Annotated in this window: 14 protein-coding genes; 2 read left to right on the forward strand and 12 right to left on the reverse strand. The window is 37.8% G+C overall.

Features of this window, described 5'->3' with window-relative positions:
• Together ptsN and rapZ are read left to right on the forward strand one after the other, a co-directional pair.
• Window positions 1-495 (forward strand): PTS IIA-like nitrogen regulatory protein PtsN, encoded by a 495-nt coding sequence (gene ptsN, locus DV424_RS04430; protein WP_005630372.1) that lies wholly within the window; start codon window positions 1-3, stop codon window positions 493-495.
• 17 nt (window positions 496-512) lie between these two features.
• Window positions 513-1,370, forward strand: coding sequence for an RNase adapter RapZ (rapZ, locus tag DV424_RS04435; protein WP_005630370.1), 858 nt, complete (start codon window positions 513-515; stop codon window positions 1,368-1,370).
• Between the two features lie 40 nt (window positions 1,371-1,410).
• On the opposite strand, the gene DV424_RS04440 is transcribed toward rapZ, so the two are convergent.
• The 12 genes from DV424_RS04440 to murF all read right to left on the reverse strand — a co-directional run bounded on the left by DV424_RS04440 (window position 1,411) and on the right by murF (window position 15,745).
• On the reverse strand, window positions 1,411-2,568 hold the full coding sequence (locus DV424_RS04440) for a chorismate mutase (protein ID WP_005630368.1): 1,158 nt from the start codon (window positions 2,566-2,568) through the stop codon (window positions 1,411-1,413).
• A gap of 124 nt (window positions 2,569-2,692) precedes the next feature.
• Window positions 2,693-3,610: a UDP-3-O-acyl-N-acetylglucosamine deacetylase gene (lpxC, locus tag DV424_RS04445; protein ID WP_005630366.1), complete on the reverse strand. Its 918-nt coding sequence runs from the start codon at window positions 3,608-3,610 to the stop codon at window positions 2,693-2,695.
• A gap of 43 nt (window positions 3,611-3,653) precedes the next feature.
• Complete coding sequence (ftsZ, locus tag DV424_RS04450; RefSeq protein ID WP_118859199.1) at window positions 3,654-4,916, reverse strand: cell division protein FtsZ; 1,263 nt, start codon at window positions 4,914-4,916, stop codon at window positions 3,654-3,656.
• Between the two features lie 81 nt (window positions 4,917-4,997).
• A complete protein-coding gene (gene ftsA, locus DV424_RS04455; protein WP_118859200.1) occupies window positions 4,998-6,275 on the reverse strand; it encodes a cell division protein FtsA in 1,278 nt (425 codons plus the stop codon).
• 15 nt (window positions 6,276-6,290) lie between these two features.
• Window positions 6,291-7,055 carry a cell division protein FtsQ/DivIB gene (locus DV424_RS04460; protein ID WP_118859201.1) on the reverse strand — a complete coding sequence of 255 codons (765 nt, stop codon included), beginning with the start codon at window positions 7,053-7,055 and terminating at the stop codon, window positions 6,291-6,293.
• A complete protein-coding gene (locus DV424_RS04465; RefSeq protein ID WP_118859202.1) occupies window positions 7,055-7,975 on the reverse strand; it encodes a D-alanine--D-alanine ligase in 921 nt (306 codons plus the stop codon). Before DV424_RS04465 ends, DV424_RS04460 begins: the two co-directional genes overlap by 1 nt.
• A gap of 85 nt (window positions 7,976-8,060) precedes the next feature.
• Window positions 8,061-9,488: a UDP-N-acetylmuramate--L-alanine ligase gene (gene murC, locus DV424_RS04470; protein ID WP_118859203.1), complete on the reverse strand. Its 1,428-nt coding sequence runs from the start codon at window positions 9,486-9,488 to the stop codon at window positions 8,061-8,063.
• Between the two features lie 96 nt (window positions 9,489-9,584).
• On the reverse strand, window positions 9,585-10,640 hold the full coding sequence (gene murG / locus DV424_RS04475) for an undecaprenyldiphospho-muramoylpentapeptide beta-N-acetylglucosaminyltransferase (RefSeq protein ID WP_118859204.1): 1,056 nt from the start codon (window positions 10,638-10,640) through the stop codon (window positions 9,585-9,587).
• Window positions 10,641-10,651: 11 nt separating this feature from the next.
• Window positions 10,652-11,836: a putative lipid II flippase FtsW gene (ftsW, locus tag DV424_RS04480; protein WP_118859205.1), complete on the reverse strand. Its 1,185-nt coding sequence runs from the start codon at window positions 11,834-11,836 to the stop codon at window positions 10,652-10,654.
• A gap of 22 nt (window positions 11,837-11,858) precedes the next feature.
• The gene (gene murD, locus DV424_RS04485) at window positions 11,859-13,172 is read right to left on the reverse strand and encodes a UDP-N-acetylmuramoyl-L-alanine--D-glutamate ligase (protein WP_118859206.1); all 1,314 of its coding nucleotides are present in this window, start codon (window positions 13,170-13,172) and stop codon (window positions 11,859-11,861) included.
• Window positions 13,173-13,295: 123 nt separating this feature from the next.
• Window positions 13,296-14,378: a phospho-N-acetylmuramoyl-pentapeptide-transferase gene (gene mraY / locus DV424_RS04490; RefSeq protein WP_118859207.1), complete on the reverse strand. Its 1,083-nt coding sequence runs from the start codon at window positions 14,376-14,378 to the stop codon at window positions 13,296-13,298.
• A complete protein-coding gene (gene murF / locus DV424_RS04495) occupies window positions 14,372-15,745 on the reverse strand; it encodes a UDP-N-acetylmuramoyl-tripeptide--D-alanyl-D-alanine ligase (protein ID WP_118859208.1) in 1,374 nt (457 codons plus the stop codon). Before murF ends, mraY begins: the two co-directional genes overlap by 7 nt.
• Between the last annotated feature and the right edge of the window lie 12 nt (window positions 15,746-15,757).

Consider the following 15,757-nt stretch of genomic DNA (forward strand, 5'->3'; position numbering starts at 1 on the left):
ATGAAAATAACTGAACTATTAAGCCCTGAGAATATTCGTCAGGGCGTTAGTTTTTCTAGCAAAAAACGATTATTTGAGTCTATTGCGCATTTTGTAGAAGAACAAATCCTTGCAGAACAAGGCGAACAAGCCTGTTTTGAATGCCTTTTTGAACGTGAAAAACTGGGGAATTCTAGTTTAGGAAATGGGATTGCAATGCCAAAAGCGAAAATCCCCGTAACAGTATCAGATAAAGCAATCGCAGTATTTATGCAACTCAATAATCCGATTGATTACGATGCTTTTGATGGTAAACCAGTGGATTTAATCTTTGCCTTGCTGATTCCAGAAAATCAATGTGAAACCTACATTCCAGTTTTAGCATCATTAATAGAAAAACTGACTGATAAAAATGTGTTGAAACAATTGCGTTCAGCCAAAAGTGCGGATGAAATTTGGCAAGTTTTTGAGATTTCAGATAGGGCAGAAAGTTCGCCGGAAGAAGTAAAAGAATAATTACAGTGGGGAAACTTATGGAAATTATCATTATTAGTGGACGTTCTGGCGCAGGAAAATCCGTAGCCTTACGAGCATTAGAAGACGCCGGATATTATTGTGTTGATAATATTCCTCTAGATTTACTTCCTCAATTGACTGATATTCTATCTCAATCCCAAACTTCTGTCGCAATCAGCCTTGATATTCGTAATATTCCTAATTCAGCCAATACTCTTGAACAAACTCTAAATACCTTACAAAAATATCATCAATTAAAGATTATTTTCCTTGAAACAGATCGTGGCACATTGATTCGTCGTTATAGCGACTCACGCCGTCTGCACCCACTTTCCTTGCAAGATCTATCTCTTGAAGCAGCAATAGATGAAGAATATCGCTACCTTGAGCCATTAATTCAACACGCAAACTTTATTATTGATACCACTCATCTTTCTACTCATACCCTTGCGGAACGCCTACGCGAATTTTTACGAGGAAATAGTGATAAAGAACTAAAAATCGTTGTTGAATCTTTTGGCTTTAAATATGGAATTCCTTTAGACGCTGATTATGTTTTCGATGTCCGTTTCTTGCCTAACCCACATTGGGATCCAACATTACGCCCAATGACAGGATTAGATGCGCCAGTAGCAGAATTTCTAAATAGTCACACGCAAGTAAATGAATTTATCTACCTCACTCGTAACTATATTGATACTTGGTTGCCAATGTTAGAAAAAAATAATCGTAGCTATTTAACCATTGCCATTGGATGTACTGGGGGAAAACACCGCTCCGTTTATATTGCCCAGCAGTTAGGCGAATATTTTCAAGCTAAAGGGAAAATCGTCCAGATTCAGCATAAATCTTTAGAACGAAATAAAAAAGCATAAAAAAAGTGCGGTCAAAAATAATTTTATTGACCGCACGTTCTTATAAATTAACTGGTTTTACAATCTCGCTAGGATAACAACCTAAAATCTTTAGATAGTTACTACAATTCTTTAACTCTTCCAAAGCTTGCTGAATATCAGGATGATGGATATTCGCTTCTATTTCGAGATAAAACATTTCTTCCCAAGGTTTCCCATAAATTGGACGAGACTCTAATTTCGTCATATTAATTTGATGTTTTTTGAAAACTAAAAGTGCATCAACTAATGAGCCAATTTGCTGTGAAGTTGTCATTAACAATAATGTTTTTGCCGGTATCTGTGGTGAAACCTCATGCTGTTCTTTAGCAACGACAATAAAACGCGTAATATTGTTCTCTTGATTAGCAATATTAGTTTTTAATACGCTAAGTCCATACAATTTACCACCATCTTCATTCCCTAATGCCGCAATATTCGGCTTATTTAAACTTGCAATAAGTTGCATTGCATGAGAGCTACTTTCACAATACTCAATATGTACTCGATCAAGGCTATGTATAAATTGACTACATTGTTGAATCACTTGAGGATGACTATATAAAGTATCAATTTCACTTAATTCAGTTGTGCCATTTACCAAAACACAATGCTGAATTGGATAAGCGAGCTCGCCTACCAATGATAAGTCAGTATGCTGGAGCAAATCATAGACTTCATTAATAGCGCCTGATGTTGTATTTTCTAAAGGCAATACGCCAAAATCTGCTTCACCATTTTGCACTTTTTCAAATACTTGATCAAAAGACTGACATCCTAGTTCTACAAATTGTTTTTGATAACGAGCAGCATAATTACGTGCAGCTAAATTTGAATAAGACCCTCTCTTACCTAAAAAAGCAATATGTAAATTTTGATTACGTTGTTCATTAAGTTTATTCTGCAAATAGACTTGCTGGGTCAATACTGAATCTTCAATAATTTTTTGGAAAATTGAAGTGATATATTGTGGTTCAAGTTGATAATTCTCATTTTCTGAAAATTGAACTAATTCTTGTAAAAGTTGCTGTTCTCGCTCTACATCACGTAAAGCTTTTTGCGAAATCTCTTTACTTCTCACTACATCGAAAGCTAAACGATGACGCTCAGAAAGCAATTTTAATAAACTACGATCTATTTGCGTAATTTGTTGGCGAATTTCAGATAATTCTAGCTTCATAGTATCCCCTTATAAAAAATAAGAAAAACAAACCGCACTTTTAAGCCTTAGTCATTTAAAGTGCGATGAAAATAAAAAAGCTATACTTCTTAGCAGAAATATAGCTTTTTCAAAAATAAAATGATTAGATAAATACTTGAACAGGCGCAACATATCCTTGCGGTACTTGTTCTTTATCTTCGAAAGTTACAAACTCCCACGCTTCTTGATTTGCTAATACAGCACGTAGTAACTTGTTATTTAAACCATGACCAGACTTATAAGCTTTAAAATCACCAATAATGTTATAACCAGCCATATAAAGATCGCCAATTGCGTCTAACATTTTATGACGAACAAGTTCATCTTTAAAGCGTAAGCCATCTTCATTTAAAATTCTATAATCATCAAGAACAATAGCATTATCAAGGCTACCACCTAATGCTAGCCCTTGAGATTGAAGATATTCTATATCTTTCATGAAACCAAATGTTCTTGCTCGACTAATTTGATGAACAAATGCTTGAGCAGAGAAATCCATGACATAATTGCGAACATTTTTGCCAATAGCGGGATGATCAAAATCAATAGTGAAATCTAAACGAAAACCATTGTAAGGTTTAAATTCAGCCCATTTATCACCATCTTCAACTCGAACATATTCTTTAATACGAATAAATTTCTTAGGTGCATTTTGTTCTTCAATTCCCGCATCTAACAACAAATAGATAAATGGACTCGCGCTACCATCCATAATAGGAATCTCAGGCGCATCAACCTCAATAATGATATTATCAATACCGAGGCCAGATAATGCTGCATTTAAATGTTCAACAGTAGAAATGCGCACACCTTGCTCATTAATTAATGCAGTACAAAGCATTGTATCACGCACTGAATTTGGATCAGCTGGGAATGCCACAGCTGGATTTAAATCTGTACGATAGTAAACAACACCAGTATTTGGCATAGCCGGACGTAATGTTAAAGTCACTTTCTTACCGCTATGTAAACCAACACCTGTTACTTTAATACTTTGTTTTAATGTTCTTTGTTTAATCATTCTACTACCTTAATATTCCAGGTATTTCTCAAAACCAATTAAATTAATTCTCTTCACGTTGCGCAGGATTAAAGAAACTATTTTTCTTAAATGCTTCTAAACGATCTGTGATCGGTTTATCCAGCGGGCGATGATATTCTTCTGCTGGAGTTTTTTGAGTTTCTACTGGCTCACGAGTATGTATATCAGGCACAATATTTACGCGACCTGAGCCTTCTGGCTCAACTGGACGAGAAGGACGCAATACTTGAACAGACTCAGTTGGAGCGATTTCCCCCAATCCTGTTGCCACAATAGTCACTCGAATTTCATCACTCATCTCAGGCACTAAACTTGTACCAATAACCACTGTCGCATCTTCTGAAGCAAAGCTACCGACAGTTTCACCAACGATATTAAACTCTTCAAAAGAAAGATCCATACCAGCTGTAATGTTTACTAAAATACCTTTAGCATTAGAAAGATCGATTTTTTCCAATAAATCATTACGTACTGCAATACGAGCGGCTTCTTCTGCTCGCCCCTCACCTGCAGCACCAATAGCAGAACCGAAACCAATCATCGCTTGACCCATTTCAGACATAACCGTTCTTACATCGGCAAAGTCCACATTGATTAGACCAGGTGATGTAATCATATCCGAAATGCCCATAACGGAATTACGTAACACATCGTTTGCTGCAGCAAAAGCATCAATTAATTTAGCATTTTTAGGGAGAACTTTTTGGATTTGTTGATTAGGGATAATAATCATCGAATCAACATACTGAGCTAAATCTTTAATGCCAAGCTCTGCAAATTGCATACGCTTCTTGCCTTCAAAAGCAAATGGTTTGGTCACAACAGCAACAGTTAAAATACCTAATTCTTTAGCTATTTTTGCGACAACAGGCGCTGCACCAGTACCAGTACCACCGCCCATACCAGCTGCAATAAAGACCATATCCGCACCTTCAAGCATTTTGCGAATTTCTTCCTGATCATCTTCCGCAGCTTTACGACCAACATTTGGATTTGCCCCAGCGCCTAAACCTTTGGTAGTTTCTCCACCAATTTGTACTGTTTGTTGAACTTGGCTTTTACGTAATGCTTGAGCGTCTGTATTTACAGCGTAAAAAATAATACGACCATGCTCTTCTGAAGTTAATGAGCTTTCACCTAAATAAGTACCACCCATTTCTTGCTTTACCATACTCATAACCATATGGTTTACAGCATTACCGCCACCGCCGCCAACACCTACAACTTTGATCAGTGCACCGGATTCATTAAAATTATCGTACTCAGGGTACTCTGGGTATAACATCGATGTTCTCCGTTAAGGCCAGATAAGCTGGCTCAATATAAAACCTAAATTCTCTCTATTGTAGATGAAAAATCAAAATAATCAAAATTCTGACCGCACTTTATTCACAATTTTTTTAATTCCATTCAAAATTGGTTTTAGTATTCCGTCATCAGATTCATCATTTCCTGAAATCAAATCATCATCACTGTTACTATGGTTATACTGCAATAAGCCGACCACTGTTGAATATTGAGGACGATTCACGTAATCTGTCAATCCAGTAATATTCAGCGGGCTACCAATACGTACTTGGCAATTAAATACGTCAGATGCACATTCTTTCAAATCTTCTATTTGCGCCCCACCGCCAGTAATCACTACGCCAGCAATAAGCTCAAACTTCACATGTTTTGTTTCCAGCTCAGCTTTTAATTTATCTAATTCATCTTTTACAACACCTAGAAGTTCCGTGTAGCGAGCTGATGTAATTAAAGATAAATCACTTTTTGTTAATGAACGAGGTGCTCGCCCACCAATACTTGCAACTTCAATTTTTTTATCACCGTGCAAACGAGCTGGGTAAAATGCACTTGCATAATTAACTTTAATTCGTTCAGCTTCTGCACGCGAAATAGTACAAGCATGAGCAATATCGTTAGTCACAATATTTCCTGCATAAGGAATAACCTTACTGAAACGTAATGCGCCGTTTATATAAACCATCACATTCATTGTGCCTGCACCGAAATCAATCAAGCAAACACCAAGATCTTTTTCATCTTCGGTTAATACTGAATGCGTTGCTGCAAAACCGGAGAAAACCACTTTATCCACTTGTAAACCGCAGCGCTCAACCGCTTTTTTCAGGTTGTTTTGCCAATCTTGATGACAGGCAATTAAATGTACTTGTGCTTTTAAACGAACACCTTGCAACCCCAATGGATTTTTAATATTTAACTGGCGATCCACCGCATATTCTTGTGGGATCACATGTAATAAGGATAAGCCTTCAGGCAACTTGATGGAGCTCGCTGTATGCAGTGCAGAATCAATTTCGTCTTGTGTTACTTCACCATCTGAAATTGGCACAAAACCACTTTCATTTAAACTTTGAATATGTTCACCAGTAATTGCCAAAGTGACACTCATAATCTGACAATCAGCCATAGATTCAGCGGCTTCAATGGCTCTTTGAATAGAATTTACGACAGCTTCAAGATCGGTGATACTGCCACGATCAATCCCTTTAGATGGGCAACTACCAACACCTAACACATTCACTACGCCATCAGGAAATACCTCACCGACTACGGCAACAACTTTTGACGTACCGACTTCTAATCCTACAATTGTTTTAGCTTCCACACCTTTAACCATTTTCACACCTAGTTTTTATTTATCAGCCATACCCACTGCAGCGCCTGCCGCATATCGTAAATCTACATAATCTATTTTTTTATTTTCTGGAACATCAACTTGCGGATAAATCGTAACAAATCGTTCAAGCTTAGATTTCCATTCTCCACGACCTAACTTTAACACAATGTCATTATCAAGTGTTACTTGCCATGCTCCGCGTTCATCAATATTCATGCCTTTTGCAATTAAATTTTTTGATTTAAAATCGGCATAAATCTGATTCCATGCTTCCAATACTTTTAAACTCTGATAATCTGGCCCACCTAAATAAGGCAAAGCATTCTCTTTTAAGCGTTCAATTGGAAGTTGGAATACAACGCCATCTTGAGTAACAAATTGATTCTGATTCCAAAATGCCACTGGTTGATATTCAGTAATCCAAATACTTAAACGATTTGGCCATATTTTTCGCACAATTGAGCTTTTAACCCAAGGTAAAGCTTCTATTTGCGCTTGAATTGGCTCAACATCTTGCCCCCAAAAGCCTTTAAGAGTGCCCATTTTTAATAAGCTTTCCTTAATATCGGCATCCGTGGTAAAAATCTTTTGTCCAGCCAATGCAAAACCGCTAATAGGCTTATCATCCATTTTCTCTAGCAGCGTTTGCCAATTAAAATAGATACCAAGAGCCAAAAGTATACCAAGCAAAGCCAAGAAAGCCCGAATATGAAAATAATATTTAGGCTTTTGTTCACCAAAACGAATATTCTGTGGAGTTTTCCTTTTCAGAATGCTCATTACACACTTAGCTCCAAGATTTTCACAACAAGCTGTTCAAAAGAAATACCCATGTTTGCGGCTGATTTTGGGAATAAACTGTGACTAGTCATTCCTGGATTCGTATTCACTTCAACTAAACGAAAATCACCTTTCGCATCGCACATGACATCAATACGGCTCCAACCACGACAGCCCACTGCATCATAAGCGCGTTTTACTAATAGAGCCAACTCTTGCTCACGCTCAAGCGTTAAACCTGCTGGGCAGAAATATTGAGTATTATCAGAAATATATTTCGCATTGTAATCGTAGAACTCACCTTCAGGAACAATACGAATAGCTGGAAGTACCTGGCTATCCAATACAGGCACAGTTAATTCATCGCCAGCCAACCATTCTTCAATCAGAATCGTACTATCAAATTTAAGCGCATATTCCACCGCACTTTTTATCTCATCCACGGCTTTAACTTTAGTTAATCCAACACTAGAGCCTTCTAAAGAAGGTTTCACCATTAATGGTAAACCTAGTTTTTCCACTACAGCCTGAGCGTCTAATTCAGCAAAGGTTTCTCGGGTTACTACTTCCATATCTGCTACAGGTAATCCAAATGCTTTCCACAACATTTTTGTACGCATTTTATCCATAGTTAATGCGGAAGCCATCACTCCACAACCAGTGTAAGGTAAACCAATTTGCTCTAATAAACCTTGCATTGTGCCATCTTCACCACCTCGGCCATGCAAAATATTAAACACTCGATGAAAACCCTCCTTTTTAAGATTGGCAACATTATATTCTTTAGGATCAATAGGATGAGCATCATAACCTTGATTTAATAAAGCCTCTAATACCGCTTTACCTGAATTGAGAGAAACTTCACGCTCAGCGGATGTTCCGCCTAATAACACTGCAATTTTTTCTTGTTTTAAATTCATTTTATCCTACTTATATATCTTATTCTGGTGTCCTTAATTAATAGATAAGGCTATCTCAAATTTCTAAAATCTGTTTATAACAGTCTTAATTTTTCCAAGATTGAGCTAAGCCACGAGAAATTTTACTTACGCTACCCGCACCTTGTGCCAAAATCAAATCACCGTCTTGAATAATTTGATCAAGAACGTCGCCTAATTGTGATGTGTCAGAAACCAAAATTGGATCGATTTTTCCTAAATTTCTAATTGAACGACAAAGCGATTTACTATCAGCTCCAACAATTGGTGCTTCCCCCGCTGCGTACACATCAAGCATAATTAATGCGTCCACTTGCGAAAGCACTTGTACAAAATCATCAAACAAATCACGAGTACGAGAATAACGATGCGGTTGGAAAATCATCACAATTCGTTTATCTCCCCAGCCTTCTCGCGCGGCTTTAATCGTTACACCGACTTCTGTTGGATGATGACCGTAGTCATCAACTAAACGAACTTTACCATTTGGACGAATAAACTCACCTAACTGATCAAAACGACGACCTGCACCTTGGAAATCAGCAAGGGCTTCTAAAATAGCCTCATTACCAATACCTTCTTCTTTCGCTACAGCAAGTGCAGCCGTTGCATTTAACGCATTATGTTTTCCAGGAACATTTAACAGCACATTAATACGTTCATTATCTGGACAAATCACAGTGTAATGACCTTGGAAACCTGTTTGTTCATAATCTTCAATGCGATAATCAGCGTGTTCACTAAAACCATATGTAATCACTTGGCGACCAACTTTTGGCACAAGTTCCATTAATACTGGATCATCTGCACACATCACAGCTAAACCATAGAATGGCAAATTATGTAGGAATTTCACATAGGTGGCTTTCATTTTTTCAAAATCACCTTCGTAAGTATCCATATGGTCTGGTTCCATGTTAGTCACAACAGATACCATTGGCTGCAAATGTAAAAACGAGGCGTCACTTTCATCCGCTTCCGCAATTAAATAACGACTAGCACCTAAATGTGCATTTTTACCTGCAGATTTAACCAAACCACCATTAACGAACGTTGGATCGAGTTTTGCTTGGGTGTAAATCATGGAAATCATAGCAGTTGTCGTCGTCTTCCCATGTGTTCCTGCAACAGCAATACCATGACGGAAACGCATGATTTCAGCCAACATTTGTGCTCGTTGAATAACTGGGATACGTTTTTGTTTCGCTGCAACTAATTCAGGGTTATCATCTTTTATCGCGCTAGATACGACAACAACACTAGCTCCTTCAATATGTTCTTCTGCATGGCCAATGTAGATTTTTGCTCCAGCTTGAGCTAAACGTTGAGTTACTAAGCCGTCAGCAATATCTGAGCCAGAGATTTGATAGCCTTCATTCAATAAAATCTCAGCAATACCACTCATTCCCGCGCCACCAATTCCAATAAAATGAATTTGTTGCACTCGACGCATTTCAGGGATAATTTTTCTAATTTCTTCGTGGGAATGTTTCATTTATTTTTCCTTTTTGACACATTGGCAAAATATTGGCGCCTATTCTAAAAGTGCGGTTGAAAATCGCAATGTTTTTCTTATTCTTTGGAAGATCAATTAGTTTGAGTTTTCTATAATAACCTCAGCAACTCGCTGTGCAGAAAGTGGCGTCGACATTGCTTTCGCTTTCTCAGCCATTTGTAATAAATTTTCACGAGTAAAGTTTTTTAAATAATTCACCAAAATTTCAGGCGTTAAATCTGCCTGTTCTACAATCTTTGCCGCTCCCACATCAGACAAATATTTCGCATTCAAATATTGTTGACGATCTTTATGTTGGAAAGGTACAAAAATAGCTGCAGCGCCAACTGCCGCAATTTCACATACAGTTAATGCGCCAGAACGGCAAATTATCACATCAGCCCAGGCATAAGCCTCAGCCATATCATCAATAAATTCTGTTATTTTAACTTGTTCTGAATTCTCGCCATAAAGTTTGCTAACTTCTTCTACCGCACCTTTACCTACTTGATGACGAACATCTAATTTATCTGCAAGCTGGGCGACTACTTTAGGTAAAGTATGGTTAAGCACTCTCGCGCCTTGGCTACCACCGACCACTAAAACACGTAATTTTTCCTCACGCTTCGCAAAACGAACTTCAGGATATGGCATCTTAAATAAATCTTCTCGAACTGGATTTCCTACAACTTCAGCATTAGGAAAAGCACTTGAAAATGCTTGCAATACACGAGTTGCAATTTTAGCTAACCATTTATTCGTTAAACCCGCTATGGCATTTTGTTCATGCAAAATTATCGGGACACCACAAAGTTTTGCAGCAATACCGCCAGGGCCTGAAACATAACCACCCATTCCAAGTACCGCGTCAGGCTTTTCTTCTTGAATAATTTTTTTTGCCTGCAACACAGCACGGAAAATCGCAAAAGGAGCACTTAATAAAGCTTTTATACCTTTACCACGCAAACCAGAAATTTGGATAAATCTAATCGGGATTCCATGTTTTGGTACAAGGTGAGCCTCCATTCGATCTTTCGTACCTAACCAGCAAATATCCCATCCTTGTTTTTGTAAAAATTGGGCAACTACTATTGCTGGAAAAACATGACCGCCAGTTCCACCTGCCATCACTAATAATTTTTTATTTTTCATCTTCTTTATCTCTAATCATCACGTAGGCGTGCTTGGCCCGCGCGAAGTAAACGATTTTCGTGATCAATACGTAATAAAATGCCAATAGTCGCTGACATAATGATAATACTCGAACCACCATAACTCACGAGTGGAAAGGTTAAACCTTTAGTCGGTAAGATTCCTAGAGCCATACCTAAATTAACAAAGCCTTGGAAGAAAATCCAAAAGCCAATGCCTAACGCTAAAAATCCTCTAAAACGTTGTTCTAACATTAAAGATTCTTTACCAATCTTCAGGGCGCGAAAAACAAGTAAACCGAGCAAAATAACAACAATTAAAATGCCTATAAAGCCAAACTCTTCACCAATAATAGCCATGATAAAGTCAGTATGCGCTTCAGGTAAATAATCTAGTTTTTGAATTGAATTACCTAACCCCTCCCCCGTTATTTCTCCACGACCAAATGCCATAAGAGAGTTCGTTAATTGGAAGCCTGTACCATAAGGGTCTTTAAACGGATCTAAAAAACCAGTGAAACGTTTTAAACGATAAGAAGCAGAGATGATTAACCAAGCGCCAAGAATTACACCTGTTGCACCAAGTAAAATAAATTGGAAAAAGTGCGCGCCAACGATAAATAGCATACCGAAAGTAATAACAAACAGTACAACTGTACTTCCCATATCAGGCTGAACTAAGAGGAACATCCCCATCACGCCCATCACAATAAAGGGTTTTATCGCACTAAATTTTCTACCTCGAACCTCATCATAACGACGAGTAAAATAGCTTGCCAAGAAACAAGTCAGTGCCAGCTTCGCAAATTCAGCTGGCTGAAAATTCAAAATCCCCAATGAAATCCAACGTTTAGCACCATTCACTGATGTACCGATAAATAATACGGCTATCAATAAAGCCACGGCTGCCCAGAAAATATTTACATTCCATTTTTCCAACTTTTCAGTTGGAATATACAACATGGCATAACAAGTCGCTAAAGAAAGAAATACATAAAAAGCATCGCGTTTTGCAAAGTAAAAAGGATCATTAAATAAACGAGAGCTATAAGGAATAGATGCAGATGTTACTGCCACTAAACCAATTAAAAGCAAAATAACAAATAACCAAAATAGCGCACGATCATACAACAAACCTTGAGGTGTGATGCGTGTCCATTCATCGTAATTTTTTTTGATGTTTTGTAAAAATTCCATCTTATTTTTATTAATGACTAAATTAGGCTGAATATTGCGCTAAATGAGTAAATTCTTCACCGCGCTTTTCAAAAGAGGCAAACTGATCGAGGCTTGCACAAGCTGGCGACAATAATACCATATCTCCGCTTTGCAATGTTGGGCGTAAAAATTCTATCGCTTGTTCCATTGTATCGAACAAATAACTTTGCGATGAAAGCTTAGCGAGTTGCGCACCATCTCGACCAAAACAATAACAAATAATATGTGGTTGATTAATTAATTCAGCTAATTCTGAAAAGTCAGCTCCTTTTCCATCACCGCCTAACAACAAATGTAATTTGCCTTCCACACAAAGGCCTGCTAATGCGGCAACTGTACTCCCCACATTTGTTGCTTTAGAGTCATTAATCCAACGAATGCCATTAGCTTGATGCGCTAATTGAAAACGATGATCTAGCCCTTTGAAATGACGAAGTGCAGTACGAATTGAATCTAAATTAATACCGACAGCTTGTGCCAATGCCGTTGCCGCCAAAATATTCATATAATTATGGCGACTGACTAATGTTGCTTCTTCACAAGGCAAAATTACTTCCTCTTTTGCCATTAAGTATTGCTTGCCATTTTCCGTTTTTAGCCAATAATCTGCTGTATTTTCCGCAAAAGAAACATTTTGTTTCGCTTGATTTTCACCTTCACCAAAAGTCAGCGTATCCTCATTATTCAAAACTCCGACCTCAGCATTATGATAAATGTGTAATTTTGCTTGGCGATAATCTTCTAAATCCACATAGCGATCCATATGATCTTCAGTCACATTCAAGACCGTTGCAGCCGCAGCTTTTAAGCTGTAAGTTGTTTCAAGTTGAAAACTAGACAGCTCTAATACATAAAGTTCACAATCTTCATTCAACAATGACAAAGCGGGAACCCCAATATTACCGCCCATACCAACTTTCACGCCAGCAGCTTTCGCCATTTCATAAACTAAAGTAGTCACGGTACTTTTTCCATTTGAACCGGTAATCCCCACAATAGGCTTTGTCGCCGCTCGGCAGAATAATTCAATATCACCGATTACTTCTACGCCAGCTTTAAGTGCGGTTTGAATTTCAGGTGTTTTTACCGCAAGCCCAGGACTAATAACAATCATATCGCTTTCAAGTAACCATTCCTGATTTAAACTACCAGTATGAAGAGGGATATTTTGAGGGAGTTTATCAACACCAGTAGGATTTTTTCGGGTATCAATCGCACGAATATTAGCCTGTTGGGATAAGAGATAATCCACGCAAGAAAGACCTGTTTTGCCAAGCCCGATGATAGTAATATTTTTGTTTTGATAGGCGTTCATTTTCTTTCTTCTTAATTGCTATAAATTTTAAAATTATATTATTGATGGAAATATAAATTTCCTTTACTAACGTAAAAAAGGTCGCCCTTTCAAAAACTGAAAGAGCGAACCTAGCTATATTTATTAACGCAACTTCAAGGTGACCAATCCCATCAACACCAACATTAAAGAAATAATCCAAAACCGAATAATCACTCTTGGCTCTGGCCATCCCTTCAATTCAAAATGGTGGTGAATCGGTGCCATTCTAAAAATGCGTTGTTTGCGTAACTTATAAGACCCTACTTGCAAAATAACAGAGAGCGCTTCAACAACAAATACTCCGCCCATTATCACAAGTAAAAATTCCTGACGAACTAGGATCGCCACGACACCAAGTGCTCCACCTAATGCAAGAGAACCTACATCGCCCATAAAGACTTGTGCGGGATAAGTATTGAACCACAAGAACCCTAACCCTGCACCAACGATGGCGGTACAAAACACAACCACTTCAGAACTATATTTAATGTATGGGATGTGCAAGTATTCTGCGAAATTCACGTTACCAGTTGCCCATGCAATTAACGCAAATGCGCCTGCAACAAGCGCGGTTGGCATAATCGCCAATCCATCCAAACCATCTGTTAAATTCACCGCATTACCCGTTCCAACAATCACAAAGTAAGATAACACAATATAGAACAAACCTAATTGAGGCATAATGTCTTTAAAGAATGGAATCACTAAACGGGTGGCATCAGTGTCATGGCCAAGCCAATAAAGCCAAAGGATTGCCATTAATGCCACAACAGACATCCAAAAATATTTCCAACGAGCAATCAAACCATCCGTGTTTTTACGAGTAATTTTGCGGAAATCATCCACAAAACCAATAGCACCATATCCAAATAATACAAATAAGCAAACCCAAATATAGGGATTAGAGAGATTTGCCCATAATAACGTACTTACTCCAATAGAGAATAAAATCATCACACCGCCCATAGTAGGGGTGCCTTTTTTTGCAAAATGACTTTCAGGACCATCATTTCGCACTTCTTGGCCAAATTTTAAGATCTGTAAACGTTTGATCACTTTAGGGCCAATCCAAAGTGAGATAAAAAGTGCGGTTAATAATGCAAGAATTGCACGGACAGTAATATAAGAAATCGCATTAAACGCGGTTTCATAACGAACAAGATATTCAGCAAGCCAGACTAACATTTAATTTTATCCTTTAATGAATAGATCACATCTTCCATTTTCATTGAGCGCGAGCCTTTTCCTAGCACCACGACTTTGTTATTTTGTTGTAATTGGGTTTCAATCAATGGTACAAGAAAATCAACCATTTCCACCTTATCAGTAAAATGCTTGCCCGAAACAGCCTCAGAAATAACCGCACTTTCGTTGCCATAAGAACAAACTAAATCTAAATTTACCGAGTTGGCATATTGTCCTACTTCACGATGAATAACGAGAGAGTTTTCGCCTAACTCTTTCATATCGCCGACACACAAAATACGGAAAGCGTCATAACTTTTTAAAACATCAATGGCAGCACACAGAGAATCTTTATTTGCGTTATAAGTATCATCTAATAACAATAAATTAGGCGTTACTTGAATTGGGAATAAACGTCCTTTCACTTGTGAACGTTGTTCTAATCCAGCTTTTACATCCGTAAGAGTGGCGCCAACATTCATGGCAAGTGCGGTGGCAGCCAAGGCATTTTTTACATTATGTTCACCAAGGTAAGGTAAGTTAATCTCAATTTCACCTTGTGGGGAAATAAGTGTAAAAGTGGAACCTTGATCAGTATGATGAATATCTTTTGCAGAATAATCTTTACCGTTGAAATATTGAATTTCATGTTCACCGATTTCTTTTTGCCAACAATCTAAATGGTTATATTCTGCGTTAATAATCGCTACACCATTCAATGTTAAACCACGATAAATCTCACCTTTAGCTTGTGCAACGCCCTCTAAAGAACCAAAGCCCTCTAAATGCGCGGGCGCAATATTATTAATCAATGCGGCATCAGGTTGAGCTAATTTTGTAGTGTAATCAATTTCACCTTGATGATTTGCACCAAGTTCGATCACAGCGAAACGATGTTTTTCTGTTAAACGAAGAAGGGTTAAAGGCACACCAATATCGTTATTAAAATTCCCATTGGTAAAAAGTACCGCTTCTGAATCAGCAGCAGTATGTTGCAAAATACTCGCCGTCATTTCTTTCACCGTGGTTTTACCAGAAGACCCTGTCATCGCGACAGTACGTGGCTTAATTTTTTCTCGTAACCATTTTGCAAGTTCGCCCAAAGCAATTCGAGTATCCTTAACCACAATTTGTGGAACAGAAATGGAAGAATTTTCTTGCTGAACAACAACGGCTACCGCACCTTGTGCTACCGCTTGTTCAAGATATTGGTGAGCATCAAACTTTTCGCCTTTCAACGCAAAAAATAAACTATTTGATACGCTTTTTCGGGTATCTGTATTAATTTCTTCAACTTGCACATTTTTATCGCTAATTAATTTAGCTTGAAGGATCTGTGCTAATTGTTCAGTAGAGAGTTTAATCATAATTTAATTGTT

The organism is Haemophilus haemolyticus (assembly GCF_003493605.1).
GTDB lineage: Bacteria > Pseudomonadota > Gammaproteobacteria > Enterobacterales > Pasteurellaceae > Haemophilus > Haemophilus haemolyticus_J.